At 74.9% G+C, this 20,680-nt stretch carries 22 protein-coding genes and 2 pseudogenes; 14 read left to right on the forward strand and 10 right to left on the reverse strand.

The annotated features are described in order from the left end of the window. On the forward strand, positions 1-180 hold a 180-nt coding region (locus tag ACRB68_RS40845; RefSeq protein WP_207710001.1), incomplete at its 5' end, for a hypothetical protein. Between the two features lie 376 nt (positions 181-556). Further along, positions 557-871 carry a hypothetical protein gene (locus tag ACRB68_RS39655; RefSeq protein ID WP_153542166.1) on the forward strand — a complete coding sequence of 105 codons (315 nt, stop codon included), beginning with the start codon at positions 557-559 and terminating at the stop codon, positions 869-871. A 153-nt stretch (positions 872-1,024) separates the two neighbouring features. Here ACRB68_RS39655 and ACRB68_RS39660 read toward each other — a convergent pair whose 3' ends face one another. Both ACRB68_RS39660 and ACRB68_RS39665 read right to left on the reverse strand, forming a co-directional pair. Further along, a complete protein-coding gene (locus ACRB68_RS39660; protein WP_153542168.1) occupies positions 1,025-1,705 on the reverse strand; it encodes a hypothetical protein in 681 nt (226 codons plus the stop codon). 381 nt (positions 1,706-2,086) lie between these two features. Then, entirely contained in the window at positions 2,087-2,437 is a 351-nt protein-coding gene (locus tag ACRB68_RS39665) for a hypothetical protein (protein WP_153542170.1), read from the reverse strand. 328 nt (positions 2,438-2,765) lie between these two features. On the opposite strand from ACRB68_RS39665, the gene ACRB68_RS39670 reads away from it, so the two are divergent. The 4 genes from ACRB68_RS39670 to ACRB68_RS39685 are packed head-to-tail and all read left to right on the forward strand — an operon-like array spanning position 2,766 to position 5,887. Then, entirely contained in the window at positions 2,766-4,025 is a 1,260-nt protein-coding gene (locus ACRB68_RS39670) for a ferredoxin reductase family protein (protein ID WP_207710002.1), read from the forward strand. Between the two features lie 16 nt (positions 4,026-4,041). Further along, positions 4,042-4,446 carry an FMN-binding protein gene (locus ACRB68_RS39675; RefSeq protein ID WP_153542174.1) on the forward strand — a complete coding sequence of 135 codons (405 nt, stop codon included), beginning with the start codon at positions 4,042-4,044 and terminating at the stop codon, positions 4,444-4,446. After that, positions 4,443-5,234: an FAD:protein FMN transferase gene (locus tag ACRB68_RS39680; protein WP_207710003.1), complete on the forward strand. Its 792-nt coding sequence runs from the start codon at positions 4,443-4,445 to the stop codon at positions 5,232-5,234. The genes ACRB68_RS39675 and ACRB68_RS39680 overlap by 4 nt, the downstream gene beginning before the upstream one ends. 17 nt (positions 5,235-5,251) lie before the next feature. Beyond that, a complete protein-coding gene (locus tag ACRB68_RS39685; RefSeq protein ID WP_153542176.1) occupies positions 5,252-5,887 on the forward strand; it encodes a hypothetical protein in 636 nt (211 codons plus the stop codon). A gap of 4 nt (positions 5,888-5,891) precedes the next feature. Here the strand turns inward: ACRB68_RS39685 and ACRB68_RS39690 are convergent, their stop codons facing one another. Further along, positions 5,892-6,362: a MarR family winged helix-turn-helix transcriptional regulator gene (locus ACRB68_RS39690; RefSeq protein ID WP_153542178.1), complete on the reverse strand. Its 471-nt coding sequence runs from the start codon at positions 6,360-6,362 to the stop codon at positions 5,892-5,894. Positions 6,363-6,447: 85 nt separating this feature from the next. Here ACRB68_RS39690 and ACRB68_RS39695 point away from each other — a divergent pair, with 85 nt between their 5' ends. Genes ACRB68_RS39695 through ACRB68_RS39705 form a run of 3 tightly spaced genes read left to right on the forward strand, consistent with a single transcriptional unit; the run spans position 6,448 to position 8,120 of the window. Further along, positions 6,448-6,732: an antibiotic biosynthesis monooxygenase family protein gene (locus ACRB68_RS39695; RefSeq protein ID WP_153542180.1), complete on the forward strand. Its 285-nt coding sequence runs from the start codon at positions 6,448-6,450 to the stop codon at positions 6,730-6,732. Next, positions 6,732-7,853, forward strand: coding sequence for a serine hydrolase domain-containing protein (locus tag ACRB68_RS39700; protein WP_153542182.1), 1,122 nt, complete (start codon positions 6,732-6,734; stop codon positions 7,851-7,853). The genes ACRB68_RS39695 and ACRB68_RS39700 overlap by 1 nt, the downstream gene beginning before the upstream one ends. 9 nt (positions 7,854-7,862) lie before the next feature. After that, positions 7,863-8,120: a DUF2530 domain-containing protein gene (locus tag ACRB68_RS39705; protein WP_153542184.1), complete on the forward strand. Its 258-nt coding sequence runs from the start codon at positions 7,863-7,865 to the stop codon at positions 8,118-8,120. Here the strand turns inward: ACRB68_RS39705 and ACRB68_RS39710 are convergent. From ACRB68_RS39710 to ACRB68_RS39725, 4 genes and pseudogenes are all read right to left on the reverse strand, one after another. After that, the gene (locus ACRB68_RS39710; protein WP_153542186.1) at positions 8,117-8,896 is read right to left on the reverse strand and encodes an inositol monophosphatase family protein; all 780 of its coding nucleotides are present in this window, start codon (positions 8,894-8,896) and stop codon (positions 8,117-8,119) included. The two genes, ACRB68_RS39705 and ACRB68_RS39710, sit on opposite strands and share 4 nt — an antisense overlap. A 5-nt stretch (positions 8,897-8,901) precedes the next feature. Continuing rightward, positions 8,902-11,616, reverse strand: a pseudogene (locus tag ACRB68_RS39715) (sacsin N-terminal ATP-binding-like domain-containing protein); the annotation flags it as partial. 305 nt (positions 11,617-11,921) lie between these two features. Beyond that, a pseudogene (locus ACRB68_RS42930) lies at positions 11,922-12,114 on the reverse strand (hypothetical protein); the annotation flags it as partial. Further along, a complete protein-coding gene (locus ACRB68_RS39725) occupies positions 12,111-12,929 on the reverse strand; it encodes a DUF3027 domain-containing protein (RefSeq protein ID WP_328595350.1) in 819 nt (272 codons plus the stop codon). The pseudogene ACRB68_RS42930 and the gene ACRB68_RS39725, both read right to left, overlap by 4 nt. Positions 12,930-13,066: 137 nt before the next feature. On the opposite strand from ACRB68_RS39725, the gene ACRB68_RS39730 reads away from it, so the two are divergent. Next, a complete protein-coding gene (locus ACRB68_RS39730) occupies positions 13,067-14,452 on the forward strand; it encodes an MFS transporter (RefSeq protein WP_153542188.1) in 1,386 nt (461 codons plus the stop codon). A gap of 8 nt (positions 14,453-14,460) precedes the next feature. Here the strand turns inward: ACRB68_RS39730 and ACRB68_RS42760 are convergent, their stop codons facing one another. Together ACRB68_RS42760 and ACRB68_RS39740 are read right to left on the reverse strand one after the other, a co-directional pair. Next, the gene (locus tag ACRB68_RS42760; RefSeq protein ID WP_328595351.1) at positions 14,461-14,859 is read right to left on the reverse strand and encodes a cold-shock protein; all 399 of its coding nucleotides are present in this window, start codon (positions 14,857-14,859) and stop codon (positions 14,461-14,463) included. Between the two features lie 194 nt (positions 14,860-15,053). Beyond that, positions 15,054-15,710 (reverse strand): HAD family hydrolase, encoded by a 657-nt coding sequence (locus ACRB68_RS39740; RefSeq protein ID WP_328595352.1) that lies wholly within the window; start codon positions 15,708-15,710, stop codon positions 15,054-15,056. A 307-nt stretch (positions 15,711-16,017) separates the two neighbouring features. Here ACRB68_RS39740 and ACRB68_RS39745 point away from each other — a divergent pair, with 307 nt between their 5' ends. After that, positions 16,018-16,413 carry a hypothetical protein gene (locus ACRB68_RS39745; RefSeq protein ID WP_153542190.1) on the forward strand — a complete coding sequence of 132 codons (396 nt, stop codon included), beginning with the start codon at positions 16,018-16,020 and terminating at the stop codon, positions 16,411-16,413. Between the two features lie 29 nt (positions 16,414-16,442). Here ACRB68_RS39745 and ACRB68_RS39750 read toward each other — a convergent pair whose 3' ends face one another. After that, the gene (locus tag ACRB68_RS39750) at positions 16,443-16,931 is read right to left on the reverse strand and encodes a GNAT family N-acetyltransferase (protein WP_153542192.1); all 489 of its coding nucleotides are present in this window, start codon (positions 16,929-16,931) and stop codon (positions 16,443-16,445) included. Between the two features lie 260 nt (positions 16,932-17,191). Between ACRB68_RS39750 and ACRB68_RS39755 the strand changes: the two genes are divergently transcribed. The 3 genes from ACRB68_RS39755 to ACRB68_RS39765 all read left to right on the forward strand — a co-directional run bounded on the left by ACRB68_RS39755 (position 17,192) and on the right by ACRB68_RS39765 (position 20,627). Beyond that, entirely contained in the window at positions 17,192-17,803 is a 612-nt protein-coding gene (locus tag ACRB68_RS39755) for a TetR/AcrR family transcriptional regulator (protein ID WP_153542194.1), read from the forward strand. Between the two features lie 99 nt (positions 17,804-17,902). Next, a complete protein-coding gene (locus tag ACRB68_RS39760; protein ID WP_153542196.1) occupies positions 17,903-20,293 on the forward strand; it encodes a helicase-associated domain-containing protein in 2,391 nt (796 codons plus the stop codon). Positions 20,294-20,318: 25 nt separating this feature from the next. Further along, entirely contained in the window at positions 20,319-20,627 is a 309-nt protein-coding gene (locus ACRB68_RS39765; RefSeq protein ID WP_153542198.1) for a hypothetical protein, read from the forward strand. The last annotated feature ends 53 nt before the right edge of the window (positions 20,628-20,680 follow it).

The following is a 20,680-nucleotide window of genomic DNA, read 5'->3' on the forward strand; positions in this document are numbered from 1 at the left end:
AGTTCCGGCCGGTCTGTCAATTTCACCGGCTTTTCCCTGATCCGTCCCGGCCGGCGTTCGCTTTCGCGGCGCCTTTCGGAGCGGTGTCGCTATTTCACCAGATCCGGCCCGTTTCGCAAAATCGGGCTTTTTCCGGTCCCGGCACAGCACAACAGGCACGGCGAAATCCGTGTCGGTTGAGACAGTGAGGGTTCCCCACGGGCCGGCCACCACCAACGGCGTCCTGCATCCCTCCGGGGACAAGGAGATAACTTACGCGCTCTCCGCGCAGACGTCAAGTTGCCTGGCCACGGACCCGGGGCCCACGGCAGGCGGCTGCGCTCAGAAGCGTCCTCGTACAGGGTTCAACGGCTACGCCGCCGCCTGTGTTCCTGGGCTCGTGCTCCGTCCCGGCCGCTCTCGGCGGTCCCGTCCATCTCAGGGGCTTCCCCGTACAGCTGGACGCCGGTTCCGGCCAGACCCGTCTCTGGGTTGCGGTGAGACCTTCCACGGCCGGGGGTCTGCTTCCTAAGCTCTTGTGCAGAAATCGGGCGGATCTCAGTGGTGAGGTGGAACAGTGGCCGACCCCTGGAACGGATCGTCCTGCGCCCAGTGCAAAGGCCGGGGCGAGGTCGCCTTCATCCGACGGGACGGTTACTGGTCCTCGGTGAAGTGCTGGGTGTGCGAGGGGGCCGGTCGTCCGAGCGCGCAGGGGCCGCGGCCTCCGTTCCATGCCGACGAGCCGCGCGGGCCGCTGCCGCCGATCTCCGACCATCCGGCCGTGCGCGACTCGGGGTTGTGCCGGGTCTGCCTGGGCGCCGGCGTCGTCGTCACCGCGCGGACCTACGCCGAGGCGGACTGCCCGGCCTGCTTCGGCAGCGGGGACGACTGACGCGTATCCCGTCCGCTGACCTCGCCCTCGCAGGCGTACTCCGGTGCGGCGGAGCCGGTGCCCACCGTCACATCTCGGCGTCTGGACGTCTCCGCGCAGGGCGGTGCGCTCGCCCCGGTGGCCCGGTTCTTCTCCGCTGAGCCGCCGGAGTGCTCACGCCTCTGATCGGGGCTGGAGCGTGTCAAGGAGGGTGGAAGGGCGGACGTGGACGAAGCCGGTCGTGCCGCCGTCCGGGGAGGACTCGGTCTGCAGGACCCAGTGGGCCCAGACGAAGTAGTTGCGGCCCAGGTAGCGGCATTTCACCCAGAGGCCGTCCAGCGCGTACGGCTCGAACTCCTCGCCCCGGTCGAGGTAGGTGCGGTCTCCGGTGAAGGGGCCCAGGCTCTCCAGGGCCCGGGCCTCGGTCGCGCGGATCGCCAGCAGGTCCTCCTGCTCCTGGCTCAGGTCGGTGATCTCATCGAGCGGGACGTAGCCGATGCTGTTCTCGCCGTACCGGTGCAGGTGCGCGTCGGCGAAGGCCTGGTCGCCGCCGGTGTAGTCGCCGGCCACCACGCCCGCTGTCTGGTCGTGGCTTCGGTAGACGAAGGGCTCGCCGCGCCAGCGGAAGGTGATCCAGTCGCGGGTCCAGGAGTCCAGTTCCGCCGGATCGACGCGCAGCCCTGGTCCGTCCGCCCGCACCGGGGCGCCGGGCGCACCGGGCTCCGTGACCGGCTCCAGCACCGCCTCGGCCGCCAGTTCGTCGGACGACGCCCGGAACTCGCGGCCCCGGTGCACGGCGTGAAAGCGCTGCGGCCAGCCAAGCCGCAACGGCGCGTCGGACGGAAAAATCGGCATGATCGCCACCTTACGGTCGCCGCCCTTAAGAATCCGGACGGCAGCCCCGGTGAAGTCGCCACTGACCTGTGAGAACCCTTCTCCTGCAGACCGGCTCCTCCCGGCCGTCGATCCGCGTATCTGCCCGATCGTGACGCCGGTTCGCTGGGTTCTCAGCGGTCACCACGGATCTCCCAGGCCGGCCGGCTCGCCGGCACCGTCGGCCCCCGCGGCCTGCCCTGGTGCCGACCGAGGGCATGGCCACCCGTGCGCGATGGCCAGGTCGAGCCGTCCGGCGACGAGCGCGCCGCTGATGGCGGCTTCGGCGAAGATCTCCCGCGCTGTCGAGATCGAAGCGGTGTGAGCGGCCTCCACGCGCAGCGCCGCCGGCACACGACCGGGTCAGAGCTCCTCCCAGGGCGTGCCCGGGAGGTAGGGCGATTCGCCCATCACGAACCAGTACTGGAGGTCGAAGAGCCGCTCGATGGCGTTGTTGTAGTAGTCCTCGGGTGCCGGGCGGGGAAAGGCGGGATGGCCGGTCCAGTCGCGTACCCCGTCGGAGCATGCCCAGAATCCCTCGACGAGCCAGCGGGGAAGTTCGTCGTGGCCTTCGTAGGCGGCGCACACGCGCCGCATCGCCTGCTCCAGCCGGGTGAAGGCCGCCTTGTCCCAGACCATGTCCGGGCGGAGCCCGGCGAGGAAGCTCCCCTCTTCGGCTGCGAACTCGCGCCGAAGGAACTCCAGATCATCCATCCGGTCATCATGGCCGCCGGCACCGACAGCGGCGGGCCATGCCGCGTGCCTGGCGGGGTCCCGTCGCCCTGCGAGTGGCGTCCGGACGGCGCGCCGCACATGGTCTGAGCTGCGGGGATGGTCCTGCCCGGCCGGCTTCTCATGCAATTCTCAGGGACGGCGGGCCGCGCTTTCATGAAGTTCGCTGACAGTGGTGTGCGTGACCATCACCGTCGATTCCCGTCCTTATGGCCGCCGGCCGGCTCCCCGCTGGTGGGCCGATGCGGCCGGTGTTGGCGCGGGACTGAGCCTGCTGGTCGTCGCGGCCTTGTGGGTGCATGACCGAGGTGTGCAGCAGGTGGTGGGCGGCGGCTGGGAGGCGGTGTCGTCGGCGGGCCGGTTGTCGGGGCTGCTGGCGTCGGACCTGCTGCTGCTGCAGGTGCTGTTGCTGGCGCGGATTCCGCTGGTGGAGCGGGCTTTCGGGCAGGACCGCCTGGCCCGTTGGCACCGGTGGACGGGCTTCGTCTCGTTCCACCTGATGCTGCTGCACATCGTGCTGATCGTGGCCGGTTACGCCGGGGAAGCCCGTACGAATGTGGTCGCCGAGGTGTGGGACATGCTCGTCTCCTATCCGGGGATGCTGCTGGCCGCCGCCGGCAGTGCCGCGCTGGTCATGGTCGTCGTCACCTCGCTGCGGGCGGCCCGGCGGCGGCTGCGCTACGAGTCCTGGCATCTGCTGCACCTGTACGCCTACCTGGGCGTGGGGTTGGCGCTGCCGCACCAGGTGTGGGCCGGTGCGGACTTCGCCGGTTCCGCGCTCGCGCGGGCGTACTGGTGGACGTTGTACGTGGTGGCGGCCGGCGCGGTACTGGTGTGGCGGGTCGGGGCGCCGGTCCGGCGCAACCTGCGGCACCGCCTGGCGGTCAGCCATGTCGTGCCCGAGGGGCCCGGCCTCACCTCGGTCTATCTGCGCGGGCGCCGGCTGGACGAGCTGCCGGTCCGGGCGGGCCAGTTCTTCCTGTGGCGCTTCCTGGACGGGCCCGGCTGGTCGCGGGCGCATCCGTACTCGCTGTCGGGTACCCCGCGCGGTGATCTGGTGCGCGTCACCGTGAAGGACCTGGGCGACGGCAGCGCCCGGGTCGCGGCGCTGCGCCCCGGCACGCGGGCGCTGATCGAGGGTCCCTACGGGAAGCTGACCGGCGAGACGTATTCGGGCGGCCCGCTGGTGATGCTGGCCTGCGGGGTCGGCATCACGCCGCTGCTGGCCCTGCTGTGGGACCTGCCCTACGGCCCCGGTGACGCCACGCTGCTCTACCGGGTGCGCGATGAGCGGGAGCTGGCGTTCGGTGCGGAGCTGGATCGGCTGGCCGGGGAGCGCGGGGTGCGGGTCGTCCCGGTGCTCGGGCCGCGCGCCGACCGGCCGTCGTGGCTGCCGCGCACGCTGGCTCATCTCGGCGATGCCGAGGCGCTGCGGCAGGCCGTCCCCGCCGTCTCGGACGCGCACGTCTTCGTCTGCGGCCCGGACGGCTGGACCGCCGCGGTGCGTGAAGCCGCGCGGTCGGCGGGCGTCCGCGCCGACCGCCTGCACACCGAACAGTTCGCCTGGTAACCCGAGGGAAGCGACGATGCGAAGAATCACCCTGTGGCTGTTGTCGACGGTGTCGGCGCTGGTGCTGCTGTTCAGCTACCGCACCTCGACGAACAGCGCCGCGCCCGTCGTCGCTTCGAGCAGTCCGCCGGCGGCGGCGGGCCAGGCGACCTACAAGGGCTCGGTCGCGCAGACCCGGTGGGGGCCGGTGCAGGTCACCGTCACCGTGTCCGGCGGGAAGATCGTCGATGTGGCGGTGCCGGTCCGGCCCGACGGCAACCACCGCGACGAGGAGATCAACGCCGCCGCGCTGCCCGTCCTGCGGCAGGAGGTCCTGGACGCCCAGAGCGCCGAGATCGACACCGTCTCCGGCGCGACCGTCACCAGCGACGGCTACCGGCGGTCGCTGCAGGCCGCCCTCGACGCCGCCCACCTGTCGTGACCGCGCGCCGCGCGTGGGTCGAGCAGATCATGGGGCTGCCGGTCAGCGTCCACGTGCGCGGCGCCGACCCGGGCGCCGCGCCCGTGGCGGAGGGCGTCGCGCGGGTGTTCGCCGAGCTGCGCCGCGCCGACGCCGTCCTCAGCCCCTACCGCGACGGCAGCGACCTGTCGCGGTGGGAGCGCGGCGAGCTGTGCCTGGGCGACGCGGACGCGGACCTGGCGCGGGTCGTGGAGCTGTGCGAGCGGGCCCGGGAGCGCACCGGCGGCTGGTTCGACCCGGCCGGGCTGCCCGACCCGCGCACCGGCCGGCCCCGTTATGACCCGTCCGGGCTGGTCAAGGGGTGGGCGGTGCAGCGGGCCGCCCGGCATCTGGCCGGCCTGGACGGGTACGGCTGGTGCCTCAACGCCGGCGGCGACGTCCTGGTGCGCACGCCCGCCGGCGGGCCGCCGTGGCGGATCGGCGTCGAGGACCCCGCGGACCCGGGCCGGCTCCTCGGCGTGGTCCCCCTGTGCGACGGCGCGGTGGCGACGTCGGGCAGCGCGCACCGGGGCGCCCACATCGTCGACCCGTTCACCGGCCGGGCCGCCACGCCGGTCCGGGCCGTCACCGTCGTCGGCCCTGACCTGCTGTGGGCCGACGTGCACGCCACCGCCGCCGCGGCGCGGGGTCCGGCGGCGCTGGAGCACCTGGCCGGCCACGAGGCCCTGATGATCACCTCGTCGGGCCGGCGGCTCACCACCCCCGGGTTCCCGGGCCGGGCGGCACCGTTACGCTGCTCCCCGGTTTGATCATCGAAGGGGTGCGGATGCGGTTCGGATACGTGGTGGCGGCGGTGGCGGCCGGTGCGCTGACGGCGTGCGGGCCGGCGGCGGAGCAGGGGCCGGAGCAGACCCGTGCGGCCTCCGCGGCGCCCTCCTCCGGCGCGGGCGCGGCCCGGCCGGAGGCGGGGCTCACCGCACAGCAGGTGCGGCAGGCGCTTCCCGACCGCTATGCGATGGGCGCGTGGGAGCCGGTGACGGCGGGCGTCACCGGCGCCTCGGGCCACCTGGGCTGCCCCAGCGACCAGCAGTGCAAGGGCCGCTGGTTCGGCCACGTCAAGTGGCGGCTGAACAACGGGCTCACCGTCACCTTCCAGATGACCACCTTCGGCGCCAAGGCCGACGCCGACGAGCACTACCGGCAGCAGGCCGCCAGGTTCGCCGGGTACGAGCCCCTGAAGGCGGAGGGGACGTTCGGCGAGGGCAGCCACGCCTACGCGCGCACGGCGGGCGGCCTGAAGGGCTACTACCTCACCACGCACGTCGGCGCGGTCGTCGCGACGGTGATCGTGGAGCGCGGCGGCTACGAGGTGACGCTGCCCCAGACCGCCGGCATGTTCGTCAAGCGCATCAGGCAGGCCGAGGCCGGGCACAAGCCCGACGCCACCCTCCCCCGGGAGTGACGGGCTACGCCGGGCCGGCCTCGTCCCGCCAGGCGCGCTGCCGGTCGGCGAGGCGGCGGAAGACGTCCTTGAACCCGGCGTACTCCGCCGCGCCGACGGCCCGCGCGTGGCGTTCCTCGATGGCGGCGAGGATGGCGTCCGAGCGGCGCATCTGGTCGAGCCCGCGGGCCGTCGGGACGATGAGCTTGGCGCGGCGGTCGGCCGGGTCGGGGCGGCGCTCGACGTAGCCGAGCGCTTCCAGCTCGTCGAGCAGCTTGCCGACGACCTGCTTGTGCTGGCCCGAGCGGCGGGCGAGGTCGGTGGCGCGGCTGCCCTCCTCGTCCAGGTAGGCGAGGACGGCGCCGTGCTGGGCGCGCAGGTCGGCGTGCCCCTGCTCGGCGAGGGTCTCGAAGAGCTCCTGCTGGACGGCGAACAGCAGCCGCGCCGTGAGGACGCCGAGGTCCGGATCCGTTCGCTTGCGTTCGCTGCGCCGCATGCCGCCTCCATTTGGTCACCTATCTTGACTGTATCCAGAGGTGACTATATCGTCTCGATCATCGGTCGACGAGAAGGAGACGACGATGACGACCGTCGAGCTGACCCGTTTCACGGTGGCCCCCGAGCAGACCGAGGCCCTGCTGGCCGCCCGGCCGCGCATGCTGGCCGACTTCCGCGCCGACCGCGCGGGCTTCCTCGGCGCCGAGCTGGTGCGGCTCCCCGGCGGCGAATGGCTGGACATCGTGCGCTGGCGCACGCCCGAGGACTTCGCCGCCTCCCGCGCCAAGGGCGCCAACCTGCCCGGCATCGGCGCGTTCTTCGCGGCCATCGGCTCGCTGGTCAGCGCCGAGGAAGGGACGGTGGAGTGATGCGCGTCAACGGCACCGTCGCGCGGGGGTACGAGCAGGTCCGGCGGGAGTTCGCCGCCGTCGTCGCCGCCGAGCCCGATCCGGGCGCGCAGCTCGCCGTCCATGTGGACGGCCGCCTGGTCGTCGACCTGTGGGCCGGGGACGGCGTGACGGGCGACTCGCTGCACGGCCTGTACTCCTCCGCCAAGGGCGCGGCGCACCTGGTCGTCGCGCTGCTGGCGCAGGACGGCGTCCTGGACCTGGACGAGCGGGTCGCCCGCTACTGGCCCGAGTTCGCCGCCGAGGGCAAGGACCGGCTCACCCTGCGCGAGCTGCTGGCGCACCGGTCCGGCGTCATCGGCGTCGACGGCGGGCTCACGGTGGCGGAGCTGGCCGACGACCGGCTGCTCGCGGCGCGGCTGGCGGGGCAGCGGCCGTTCTGGGAGCCCGGCACGGCCTACGGCTACCACGCGTTCGTGATCGGGGCGCTGACCGGCGAGGTGGTGCGCCGGGCCACCGGGCGCTCGATCCAGGAGCTGTACGAGGAGCGCGTCCGCGCCCCCTACGGGCTGGACTTCTACCTCGGGCTGCCCGCGGAGCAGGAGGGGCGGTACGTCCCGGTGCGCCCCTCCCTGGCCGATCGGCCGCAGCCAGACCCGCGCAGCCTGACCGGCATCGCCTTCAACGTGCCCACGGACCTGGTGGCGTTCGCCAACACCCGGGCCGTGCGGGCGCTCGGCCCGGCGTCGTCGGGCAGTGTCGGCAACGCGCGGGGACTGTCCGGCATGTACGCGGCGGCGCTCGACCTGCTGCGGCCCGCGACCGTCGCGGAGTTCGCCGAGGTCCGCTGGCGGGGCACCGACCTGGTCACCGGGGAACGCGACCACTTCGCGCTCGGCTTCGAGGCGCAGGGCGTCCGGTACCCCTTCCTCGGCGCGGACGCCTTCGGGCACAGCGGCGCGGTGGGCGCGCAGGCGTTCGCCGATCCGCGCAGCGGGATCGCCTACGGCTACACGCGGCGCCGCTTCCCCGACGCCGGCGGCGGCGGGGCGCCGGAGAACGACCGGCTCGCGGCGGCGGTGGTGCGGGCGGCCGCCGAAAACAGGGACGGCGGTGACGAAAAGCCCCTACTTGCCGGTTAACCTGAGCGCATGCCGCGCCAACGCCGTCCGGATCCGCCTCCGCTGCAGACCAGCGACGTGCGGATCGCGCTCGCCGGCACCGCCGCCTGGGCGGTCGCCCTGGTGGTCCTGCTGCTGCTGGATCTGCCGGGCCGGGACCGCTGGTGGCTGTGGGTGTGCGTGAGCGGCATCGTGATCGGCCTGTTCGCGTCCTGGTACACGCCGCGCCTGCAGTCCGGGCGGGCCCGGCAGGAGGCCGAGCGCGCCGCCCGCCGCAACGTCTCCTAGCCGAGAACGGCCAGCGCCTCGGCGTGCAGCTGCGGGGTGGCCGCCGCGATGACGAAGCCGCCCTCGACCGGGGTGCGGCCCTGCCGGTCGGTGACCACGCCGCCCGCCGCCTCGATGATCGGGATGAGGGGGACGATGTCGTAGGAGTGCAGCTGGTTCTCCACGACCAGGTCGAGCTGGCCGAGCGCGAGCAGGCAGTAGGAGTAGCAGTCGCCGCCGAAGCGCTGCAGCCGCACCGCGCCGGAGATCCGCTCGAACGCCGCCCGCTCGTCGTCGGTGGCGAACATGCTCGGGTGCGTGGTGTACATGACGGCGTCGCCCAGCGCGGTCGTGGCGCGGGTGCGCAGCGGTGACCGGCCGGCGGGCCCGGTGAAGGTGCCGGCGCCGTCGACGGCCGCGAACGTCTCGCCGAGGTAGGGCTGGTGCATCCAGCCGGCGACGGGGCGGTCGCCGTCCAGCAGGCCGACCAGGATGCCCCAGGCGGGGACGCCGCTGACGAACGCCTTGGTCCCGTCGATCGGGTCGATCACCCAGCAGCGCCGCGCCGCCGGGTCGCCGGTGAGGCCCTGCTCCTCGCCGAGGACGCGGTCGGCGGGGAAGCGCTCGGCCAGGCCCGCGCGCAGCAGCGTCTCCACGGCCTTGTCGGCCTCGGTCACCGGGTCGTAGCCGCCCGGGCCGCCCTTGTCCAGGGTGCCGAGCGCGGCCGGGTCCGCGCGGAACCAGCGCAGCGCGAGGCGGCCCGCCTCGGCGAGCAGGCCGGCGATGTCGTCGTGCATGGGTCTCACTCCAGGTCGGCTTCGGCGAGCAGGTCGGGCAGGCGGCCGGGGTCGCGCAGCACCGCCTCGGCGAGCAGCCGGTCGGGCCAGGCCCCGCAGGTCCAGGCCAGCGCGCGGGCCAGGCCGGCGGCGCCGGCCGCGTGCGGTTCACCGCCGCCGCACCACCAGGTGACCGGCACGCCGTCCACGACGAGGCTCTCGTACGCGGTGTAGTTCTCCGGGGCGCCGGGCAGGACGGCGCGGACGATGTCCGGAACCGGCCGCTTCTCCCCTGCCGTCTCGACGGCCCCGGCGACCTCCTCGCTCGCCAGCGGCAGGTCCAGCAGCTCGGCCAGGTGCTCGGCGGTGCCGTGCGCCGGGATCACCAGGGGCTGGCCGGTGAGCAGCGGCAGCAGGTCGGGGCGGTCCAGGACGAGCGCGTCGGCCGCGTCGACGACCTCCACGACGCCGTCCACGATCGCGCGGACGCGGGCGGGCGGGTCCAGCCGCAGGTCCGGGGTTTCGGCGAGGGCCGTCCACAGCGCGCCGAGGCGTTCGCGGGTGACGGCCCGGCCGGGGTCGCCCAGGCGGTCCAGCAGTTCAGCGGCGCCGCCGGGCTCGCGCAGCAGGCCGTCCAGCGAGGTCCGCACGCCGAGCGCGAGCAGCAACTGCTCGTCCAGGCCCTCGGGGGCGGGGTCGTAGAGGCCGGCGAGCAGGTCGTCCTCGCCGGGCAGCCGGAACTCGGCGGGGTGGCGGCCGTCCAGGATCGGGTGCCGGCGCAGCCACCACGCGGTGTAGGAGGGGACGGCGGCGCGGCGCCCGCCGTGCAGCGAGGCGTAGGCGGGCTCGACGACGGCGGCGCGCAGCGGCGGCTCGGCGAGGAGGCGCAGCGCGGCGGGCCAGTCCGCGACGAGCTCCAGGTCGCGGACGGCCTGGAACTCCGGCAGCAGCGGCGGCAGCTCCTGCATGCCGAGCCGGTCCAGGACCTCCTCGGCCCAGCGGTCCTCGTCGTCGAGGTGGAACGACTCGGCCTGGTCGGCGAGGCCGGTCAGGTCGACGTCCTCGCCGCGCACGAGCGCGAACCCGTCGAGCACGCCGGCGGCGGTGAGGGCGTCGGCGCCCCAGCGTTCCAGCAGGTCGCCCGGGACGACGCCGAACGGCGCGTCATCGGCCATGATCTCGCGCAGCGGGCTGCCCGGCAGCAGCAGCTCGCCCGCCGCGTACAGCTCGCCGTCGGCGCCGGGCAGGGCCAGCTCGGCCAGCCACGGCTCGTCGCCGGGGTCCAGGTGCGCGGCGGCGACCAGGCCGAGGACCGCCTCGGCGATCTCGGCGGGGTCGTCGGCGTCGAAGGAGTCCTCGGCGGCGGCGCGGACGGCCGGGTCGGCCAGGATCGCGCGGGGCCCGGCGTCCAGGGCGCCGAGCCGCGACAGCAGCGGGTGCACCGCCTCGGGGTGGACGAAGCGCAGCCCGAGCGGCTCCAGCGGCGCCGGGTCGATCTCGTCGGCGATCAGCAGCCCGCGCGGGCCGCGCACCAGCCGGTCCGAGGCGAGCGGGACCGGCAGCGCGCCGAGCCCCTCGATGGAGGCGGCGCCGAGGGCGTCGTAGAGGCCGTGCCACCAGGCGGGTTCGCGGTCGAGGGCGGCGAGGGCGTCCACGACGTCGGCCAGCTCCATGCGGCGCACGCCGAGGGCGGTCAGCGCCGGGTGGCGGGCCGGCCAGGCGGGCGGCACGAGGCCGGGCAGCACGTCGCCGAGGTACTCCACGAAGGCGGCGGGCGCGTCCACGACGGTGGCGTCGCGGCCGCGCAGCCGGCCCGGCAGCAGCGGCGCCTCGGGCAGCAGCGCCATGATCGCGCGGCGCAGGCGGGCGTCGAGCTCCCCGGCGGCGATACCGGCGGGGACCAGGTCCAGGACGGCGGGCGCGGCGGGCAGCTCGCTCAGCAGCCGGACATAGGTCTCGGCGGCGCGCTCGATCAGGAAGTCGGTCAGCGGGCCGGGCGCGACGTGGCGGCGGTCGGGCGCGAGAGGGAACGAGGCGATCAGCAGCGCGGGCAGGTCGAGGCGCTCGTCGCTGGGCGTCGGGGCGTGCAGGACGGCCGGTGTGCCGTCGGGCAGCGGCAGCGTCCACCGCACCTGCCAGGTGGAGCGCGCGCGCTCCTCGGTGGGCCGGTCGGCGAGCAGCTCGGCGGGCACGTCGCCGTGCGCCTCTGCCGTATGCCATTCGCCGTCGGCCAGGGAAACCGTGCGGGTGACGCCGTCAACGTCGATCTCGATGGATTCCAGCGCCGGGAGCGCCAGCAGCAGCGCCGGGCCGACCTCGTCGAGCTGCCGACGCACCTGCTGGACGGCCGCGTCGTCGCGCAGCGGAAGGCGGACGACGGTCGCGAAGCCCTCCGGAAGCTCCGGAGGATCGATTTCGAACGGCAGGCGCAGCAGCGGAACCTGGCCGTTGCGACGCGTCAGCTCCTCGGCCAGCCCGGGTATTTCACGGACCAGCTCGCGCGCGCGCTCGGCCGACCACTGGACTCCGCCGGACGCCGAGGCGATGGACGGCTCGTCGCTCACCGCCACGACGGCGGCGAACCCCACGCCGAAACGCCCCACCGCGGCCGAGTCGTCGCGTTTGGCCGACGCGCGCAGCGTCGACAACGCCTCGACCCCGGCGGCGTCCAGCGGCGCGCCGGTGTTGAAGGCGCTCAGCCGGTTCCCGGACAGCTCCAGCCGGAGCCGCCCCGGCGCTCCGCTTCCTTGGGGGGCACCCCCAATACCTCGGCGCGTCGCAAGCTCCGGGCCCCTCGGCCCCCCGCTTCCTTGGGGGACACCCCCAACGCCGAGGCGCGTCGCAGGCTCCGGGCCCCTCGGCCCCCCGCTTCCTTGAGGGGCACCCCCAACACCGAGGCGCGTCGCAAGCTCCGGGCGCCCTGGCCCCCCGCTTCCTTGGGGGGCACCCCCAACACCGAGGGGCGTCGCAAGCTCCGGGCCCCTCGGCCCCCCGCTTCCCTGGGGGACATCCCCAACACCGGGACGCGTCGCAGGCTCCGGGCGCCTCGGTCCTCCGGCCCGGACGGCGGCGTCGGCGGCGTTCTGCGCCAGCTCGACCACGACCCGGTCGCGGTAGCCGCCGAGCGCGTGGTCCTCTTCGGTGTTGGCGTCCTCGCGGAACCGCGCGGGCGAGTCCGCCCACGCCCGCAGGACCCGTTCGCGGATCAGGTCCGCCCGCAGCGCCACCGGGGCGGTCAGCTGTGCCCGAGGGCTTCGTCGGCCGCCGGATCGGCGATCGGGCCGGTGGAGACGATCTCGTAGTCCAGCTCGTCCAGCACCGGCGGGCCGTGCTCGGAGGCGGGCGGGATCACCACGGCCTCCGAGTGCGCGCCGCAGCCGTGGTCCGCCGACACCACCCGGCCGTCGTCGGGCGCGTACTCGTTGGCGCACACCCCGAACACCTGCCGCAGCCCGCCGGCGAGCGGCAGGTAGAAGCCGCAGGTGGCGCAGTGCGCCGGGGCCGACATCGCGATCGGGGCGCGCGGCCCGGCGACGCCCTCGTACCAGCGCGCCGCGGCCTCGTCGCGGCCCTCCTGCGACATCACCCGGACCCGGCCGAGGCCGAGCTCCCACTGCAGCTGCACGTCGGTGGCGTCGCTGACCTCGGTGAAGCCGGGGACGAGCCGCGGGTCGTCGGCCGGGGTCGGCAGCAGGTCGCCGGGGCCGAGGTCGCCCGGCCGCAGCCGCTCCAGCCACGGCACCCACGCCGGGGCCAGCAGCGCCCGGTCGCCGGGCAGCAGCACGACCTCGTCGACGGTGACGTTGCGGGCGCGCGCCGCCCGCGCCACCGTCACCGCCCAGCGCCACCCGACATAGGCCTGGTCCAGGCACTCGAAGTAGTGGGTGACCACTCGGTCGCCGTCCACGGTCAGGCCGAGATGCTCGCCCGCCTTGGACGGCCAGGCCGTCTCGTCGGCCGCCTCCCGTGCCAGATCGACGGCCCCGGCGCAGGCGGGGTCGACGGCGGGTGTGCGGGTGCGGCGCGCGGGGCTGGTCTGACGGAGTGGGCTCACATGTCAATTCTCGCCCATGGAAGGACGTGTCCGCGCACCCCGCCTCCCCCTGAACGCCCACAGCACGGTCAAGGCGGGGTGAGGCGGCCCGCCCGCCGGGAACGTATCTTCGATCAAGGGCCCGGAAGGGAGGCCGGATGGACCTGCGGGAACGGCTCGGCCCGGTGTACCGGGCCTGCGCGCGCGTGCGCGCCGGGACGCGCGGCGCGGCCCGGCTGGCCCGGCGCGCCACGCACGCGCACGGCGCCGGATCGAGCGGCCTCGGCACCCTGATCGAGACCGCCGCGCTGAACTCGGCGGGCGACGCGCTGGTCGCCGTCGCCCTCGCCGGGACGATCTTCTTCGGCCTGGACGTGGACCAGGCGCGCGGCCAGGTGGCCCTGTACCTGCTGGTGACGATGGCGCCGTTCGCCCTCGTCGCGCCGCTGATCGGGCCCGCGCTGGACCGGATGCGCCACATCAGCCGCTACGCCGTCGCCGGCACGTTCGCGGCGCGCGGGCTGCTCTGCTGGGCGATGGCGGGCGCGGTCGCCCACGGCGACCAGGTGACGTTCCTGCCCGCCGCGTTCGGGGTGCTGGTGCTGTCCAAGGCGTTCGGGGTGCTGCGCGCGGCGATCACGCCCCGGGTGCTGCCGGCGCGGGTCACGCTGGTGACCGCGAACGCGCGGGCGTCGTTCGCCGGGCTGGTCGCGGCGTCGGCGGTGGTGCCGGTCGCGGCGGGCCTGGCCGCCTGGATCGGGCCGGCGTGGCTGCTGCGCCTCGGCACCGCGGTGTTCCTGCTCGGCAGCGTCGGCGCGGTGCGGCTGCCCCGGCACGCCGACGTCCCCGACGTCGCGGAGGAGGCGAAGGCCCCGGCGCCCGGGAAACAGGCCCGGCGGCGGTGGCGGACGCTGCCGCGCGTCGGCCCCGCCGTCGCCGAGGCGATGCAGGCCAACGCCGCGCTGCGCGCCTTCTCCGGCTTCCTGATCATCTATCTGGCGTTCCTGCTGCGCCAGGAGCGTTTCGACCCGGTGTCCGGCGACGCCGCGCTCGGGCTGCTGGCCGCCGCGGCGGGAGCGGGCGGCCTCGCCGGCACCGCCCTCGGCGCCTGGGCCAAAGCGCGCGCGCCGCGCCTGATCGGCTACGCCGCGCTGACGGCGGTGACCGCCGCCGCCGTCGCGGGCGCCGTGCTGTTCGGCCTGTGGGCCGCGCTGTTGGTGGCGCTCGCCGCCGGGCTCGGCCAGTCGCTCGGCAAGCTGTCGATGGACGCGGTGGTGCAGCGCGAGATCGGCGAAGAGGTCCGCTCGTCCACCTTCGCGGTCACCGAGACCCTGCACCAGCTGGTGTGGGTGCTCGGCGGGCTGGTCGGGCTCGGCATGTCGATCGTGGCGGACGGGCAGGCCGGGCTGGCGATCGCGGCGGGCGCGCTCACGCTGGCGCTGGCCGTGCTGCTGCTGCGGCACGGCGCGCGCCGGACGCGGGCCGTGCCGGTGCGCGCCGACACCGCCCCCGACGTGGCGACCGACGCCGCGTCAGGGGGCTGAGCGCCGCGTCAGGGGGCCGCCAGGTCGTCGGCGACCGCGCGCAGCACCGTGGCGATCTTCTTGGCCTCGGCCGGGGCCGGGTGCTTGCCGCGCCGGTAGGTGTTGGAGACCACGTCCAGCAGCTTGATCAGGTCCTCGGTGATGACGACCATGTCCTCGGGCTTCTTGCGCCGCTGCTTGGCCACGGTCTTCTCCACCGACGGCAGCGTCTCCAGCACCCGCACCGACAGCGCCTGCTGCCCGCGCCGGCCCTCGGCCACGCCGAACTCGACCCGCTGCCCCGGCTTCAGCGCCGCCGCGCCGCCGGGGAGGGCGGAGGAATGCACGAAGACCTCACCGCCGTCGTCACGGGTGAGGAAGCCGAATCCCTTGTCGGCGTCGTACCACTTGACCTTGCCAGTGGGCACGGGAGACCTCGTTCAGCTGCTCGTCGTGAATTGGCCTAAAGATTAGCGCCACGGGAAGCGGCGTTGACAACGCCGGCGACTCCCGCGACCAGTGCGGGCCAACGGACGCAAGCTATCGGGCGGCGGCCGCGAAGGCACCCGAATAACGGGCCCGCGGGCACGACTCCCCAGGTCGGAGATCATCTTGGGATGGGTCAGGACGCGGCCGCGCCGCCCGCCGCGAACGAGCCGAGCCAGTCCGGGAAAGCCAGCAGATCCGGCAGCACGACATCGGCGCCGTAGTCGGCGAGCGCCGCCGAGTCGAACATCCCGGTCGCCACCCCCACCGCCGTCGCCCCGGCGGCGCGCGCGGCGTCCACGTCGCCGACGTGGTCGCCTACGTAGGCCAGGGCGCCGTGCGCGCGCAGCGCCGCGCCCTTGTCGGCCCCGAACAGGCCGCCGACGACGACGTCCACGTCCAGCCCCAGGAAGGCCGCGGTGCGCTCGGTGTCGGCCTGGTTCTTGCCCGAGACCACCACCACCCGGCCGCCCCGCGCGCGAACCTGTGCGATCGCCTCGGTGGCGCCGGGCATCAGCACGGTCGCCGGGACGGCGAGGTCGGCGTACATGGCGCGGTAGCGGGCCACCATCGCCGGGACCTCGGCGGGCGGGAACCAGTAGCCGATCTCCACCTCCAGCGGCGGGCCGATGCGGCGCACCACCGCGTCGGTGTCGATCGGCACGCCCGTCTCCGCCGACAGGGCGCGGTAGACCGCGGCGATGCCGGTACGGGTGTCGGCGAGGGTGAGGTCGAGGTCGAAGCCGACGGCGAGGCCGGGGGCGGAGATTCGCGAGGGGGCTTGGTCCAGCACGCCCTACAGGGTAAAGGGATAAGTATGGGGAAAGACCCGGACGGATCCGCTGGACGTGCGCGAACCCGCGCTCCCCTGGTAGTGGCGATGCGACGGGATCCGAGTCGGAGAGCGCGGGCTTGTGTTGCGCACCGGCCGTCTCGCTTGCGGTTGTCCGGAACCGGTGTGTCCGGACGACTGAAACGACCCGTGTGATCCGGATATACCCACCACCCCCGGCAAAAACCGTATGACCAGGAAAAACCAGGGACCGGAAATCCCCAACCGAGGACCAAGCAGCACCTCGCCCGACCCGAGAGAGGGCGCCATGGCAGACCGACCCGACAAGACCACCGCGACGACCGGCACCCGCACCGAGACCGTCCCCGGCCGCCTCGCCCGCATCCGCCGGCCCGCCCCCGGCGGCGCCGCCGCGGCCCGCCGCCGCACCGTGTCCCTGCTGGCCGGCGTGGTGTCGGCCATCACCACGATCATCGTGCTGATCCTGGCCGTGCACATCGTGTTCGTGGCGTTCGAGGCCAACACCGGCAACGCGCTGGTCGGCCGGATCGCCGACTGGGCCGACGGCCTGGCCTGGCAGTTCAAGGACGTCTTCGAACCCGCGGACGCCAAGGTGCGCGTCGCGGTGAACTACGGCCTCGCCGCCGTGGTCTACCTGGTGATCGGCCGGCTGCTGGTCGGGCTGATCCGCCGGCTGGCCTGACCGCCGCCCCCGCCCCGGCCGGGGCCGCCTCAGCCGAGGTCGCGGCCGGGGAAGCGGACCTTCTCGAACGGCCACGCCGTGGTGACCCACTCCTTGACGAAGGCGGCCAGCTCCTTCTCCAGCGCGCCGTCGGGCTCGTCCGAGCGCACCCAGAACACCACCACCGCGTCGGCGTCCGCGCGGTCGGACGGCGCGACGTGGATGCGGCCGAACTGGCGCTCCTCGTCCGGCGAGGTCACCACGTAGCTGAACGAGCGCCGCAGCTGCGCCTCCTTCTGCAGCCACGCCACGTCGATCAGCGCCTGCTCGAAGGTGAACTCGTGCTCCGGCCAGCCCCACTCGGGCCCGAACCGGCCGCGCAGCGCGGGCAGGCTGCCCATCACCGCGCCGTAGTCCTTGACCACGTCGTGCACGGTGATCGGGCGGATCCGGAAGCGCAGGCCGGCGACCAGCTCGGGGACGACGAAGTCCTCGGGCAGGAAGGCGTCCCGCCCCTCGATCCGTGCGGCGACAGCCATCTCGTCCCTTCCGACGGCGCCCCGCCCGGCACGAGAGCGCGAAGCACAGCACTCTAAGGCCTCGCCGCCGGATCCCGCTGGTTCCGCCGGGCACGGTCGTCACCCGAGCCCCCCACAGTGGCACACCGCACCGCTGCTCACCCGGGTCTTCGGCGAACCCGCCGCCACATCGGCACCCCCCTGATTCGGGCGTACCGGCGCGGGGCAGGACCTCCACCGCCCCGGGATGCCTTAGTGTTCTTGCGGAGGAACACACAACCATGACGACTTCTACGCGCGAGCGGATCGTGGCCGAGTCGCTGCGCCTGTTCGCCGACCGCGGCTACGCCGCGACCTCGGTCGCCGAGATCGAGGCGGCCGCCGGCCTGTCGCCCGGCGCGGGCGGCCTGTACCGGCACTTCCGGTCCAAGGAAGAGGTGCTCGCCTCCGCCATCCGCGAGCACATCGAACGGACCCGCCGGCAGGTCAGCGTCGTGCTGGAGCAGGCCTCCGCCTACGAGGAGCGCCCGCTGGAGGTCCGGCTGCGGATGACCTGCCAGGCCGGCCTGGCCAAGATGCGCGAGGAACAGGACCTCATCCGGGTGCTGTTCCGCGACCTGGACCAGTTCCCGCACCTGGTCGCCGAGATGCGCGAGGGCATCGTCAACCCGCTCTACGACGGCATCGCCACCTGGCTCTCCACGCAGCCGGAGTTCGCCGACTCCGACGAGGACTGGCCCGCGATCGCCTCGATCCTCGGCGGCGCGGTGGTGAACTACTGGCTCGCCAACGAGTCGATGTACGAGCCGCCGACCCGCATAGACGAGAAGCGCTTCGTCGCCAGCTGGGCCCGCCTCGGCCTCGGCCTGGTCGGGCTGAACCGGCCCGCCTAGCCCGCAACGGCACGCGGCCGCGCCGTTCCGTCCCCGGGACGCGCGGTCGCGGGTGGGCTCGCGCGTTCGGGTCCGCGGCACCGTTAAGTTGGAACCGGCATGGAAAGCTACGCGGACTGGTTGCGCGCGCGCGGGGACGAGGAACTGCGCGCGCTGCTGTCCGCACGGCCTGAGCTGATCACGCCCGTCCCCGCCGACGTCGCCGCGCTCGCCGCCCGCGCCGCCACCCCCGCCGCGATCTCCCGCGCGCTGGACCGGCTGGACCGGTTCACGCTCGCCACGCTGGAGGCGCTGCTGGTGCTGCCCCGGCCCGTCCGCGCCAAGGCGCTGCGCACCGCGCTCGGCGCCAAGCCCGCCGAGGTCGACGCCGCGCTGGACACCCTGCGCGCCTACGGCCTGGCCTGGGGGAAGCCGCCGCAGGCCGCGCCGGGGGTGCGGCAGTCGCTGCCGCAGCCCGCCGGGCTCGGCCCGCCGATCGCCGAGGCGTTCGCCGGGTACTCGCGCGACCGCCTCACCGTGCTCGTCACCGACCTGGCCGGCGCGGAGCCGCGCGGCTTCACCGACCCGGCCGGCCTGATCACCCGGCTCGGCGAGCTGCTCGCCGACCCCGAGCCGCTGATCGCGGACGCCGGGCCGGAGGCGCGGGCCGCGCTGGAGGCGCTCACCTGGGGGCCGTCCGCCGGCCGCGTCGCCGACGCCCGCCGCCCCGTCAGCGTCGCCACCGCGGCCACCCCCGTCGAGCGGCTGCTGGCGCGCGGCCTGCTCGCCGCCGAGGACGACCGCACCGTCACGCTGCCCCGCGAGATCGCGCTGCATCTGCGCGGCGGCCGGCTGTTCCGCGACCTGCCCGCCGCGCCGCCGCCGCTCGCCGCCGCCCCCGCCGGGGAGGCCGCGGCGCGCCGCGCGGACCTGGCCGTCCGGGCCGCCGCGGGCGAGGCGTTCAGCGCCGTCCGCCGCACCGAGGAGCTGCTGGAGCGCTGGGGCCTGGACCCGCCGCCGGTGCTGCGCAGCGGCGGCCTGGCCGTCCGCGACCTGCGCGCCGCCGCGACGCTGCTGGACGTCGAGGAGTGGCACGCCGCCCTGGTCGCCGAGACCGCGCTCGCCGCCGGGCTGCTCACCCGCAGCGGCGAGCTGGACGGCGAGTGGCTGCCCACCCCCGCCTACGACCTGTGGCTCATGCGCGACATCGCGGGCCGCTGGAGCGAGCTCGCGCGCGGCTGGCTGAAGTCCGACCGGGTCGCCGGCCTGTCGGGCGAACGCGACGACCGCGACCGCCTCATCAACGCCCTGTCGGAGTCGGTCGTGCGCGGCAGCGCCTCCGCCGTCCGGCACGCCGTGCTGCGGGTCCTCGGCGACGCCCCGCCCGGCGCCGCCGTCGGCGCGGACGCCGTCCGGGCCCGCCTGGACTGGCTCCAGCCGCGCCGCGGCGGCGCGCTGCGCGACCGGCTGGTGGAGTGGACGCTGCGCGAGGCCGCCGCCCTCGGCCTCACCGGGTTCGGGGAGCTGGCGCCCTTCGGCCGTGCCGCGCTGGACGGCGACGACCCCGAGGCCGACCTGGACAAGCACCTGCCCGAGCCCGTCGACCGGATCCTCATCCAGGCCGACCTCACCGCGATCGCGCCCGGCCCGCTGGTCACCCGCCTCGGCCGCGAGCTCGCCCTCGCCGCCGACGTGGAGTCCACCGGCGGCGCCACCGTCTACCGCTTCACCCCCACCTCGCTGCGCCGCGCGCTGGACGCCGGCCGCACCGCGGCCGAGCTGACCGAGCTGCTCACCCGGCACTCGGCGACGCCGCTGCCGCAGCCGCTCGCCTACCTGATCGAGGACGTCGCGCGCCGCCACGGCCACCTGCGGGTCGGCACGATGACCTCCTACGTGCGCACCGACTCCCCCGGCACCCTGGACGAGATCCTCGCCGACCGCCGCGCCGACACGCTGCGGCTGCACCGCCTCGCCCCGACCGTGCTGGCCTCGGGCCTGTCGCGCACCGAGCTGCTGGAGGGGCTGCGCGCCCTCGGCCACGCGCCGGTCGCCGAGGCCCCCGGCGGCGGCGTGATCGTCACCCGGCCGGACGCGCAGCGCGCCGAGCCGCCGCCGGCCACCGAGATCGTCCGGCTGCGGCACGGCGACACCGCCGACGCCGCCATGGTCACCGCCGCGGTGCGGGCGCTGCGGGCCGGCGACGAGGCCGCCCGGCTCGGCGCCGAGCAGGCCCGGCTGCGCGCGGACGCCCCGCCCGGCGAGCCGCCGCGCTCCCCGTCGGTGGCCACCATCGAGCTGCTGCGCGGCGCGGTCGACCGCGGCACTCGCGTCTGGATCGGCTACCTGGACCAGCAGGGGCAGTCCTCCAGCCGCATCGTGGAGCCGGTCCGCGTCGAGGGCGGCTTCCTGACTGGGTACGACGCGACCCGCGCGGCCGTCCAGCGGTTCGCGCTGCACCGCATCACCGGCGTCGCCGAACTGGGCGACGAGCCGTCCGGCACAACCTGATCGCCCTCCGGCGCGTCCTACCTGCATGCACGACTTCCCGCAGCACCCGCCCGCCGGCCCCGCCTACGGGCCGCCCGGCATCCCGCCCAGGGACCCGCGCATCCGCCCGGCGGTGCTCGGCGGCCTGATCGCCAGCTACGTGTCGATCCTCATGCTGTACAACGTGCTGGCCGCCCCGGCCGCGGTCACCTCGGTCCTGGCCATCCGCAACGCCACGGCCGACCCGGACCGGTCCCGGCTGTTCGTCATGTGGACGTGGTCGATCCTGGCAGTGGCGACCGTGCTGTACATCGGCGTCATCGTGCTGGTCGTCCTGTGGGCGACCCGGCGTTAATCCGGTTGCCGCTTTTCCCGTGCACCGGCAATCTATGGGCAATGGTGCGCCCG

Source organism: Actinomadura macrotermitis, from assembly GCF_009604375.1.
GTDB classification, from domain to species: Bacteria; Actinomycetota; Actinomycetes; order Streptosporangiales; family Streptosporangiaceae; genus Spirillospora; species Spirillospora macrotermitis.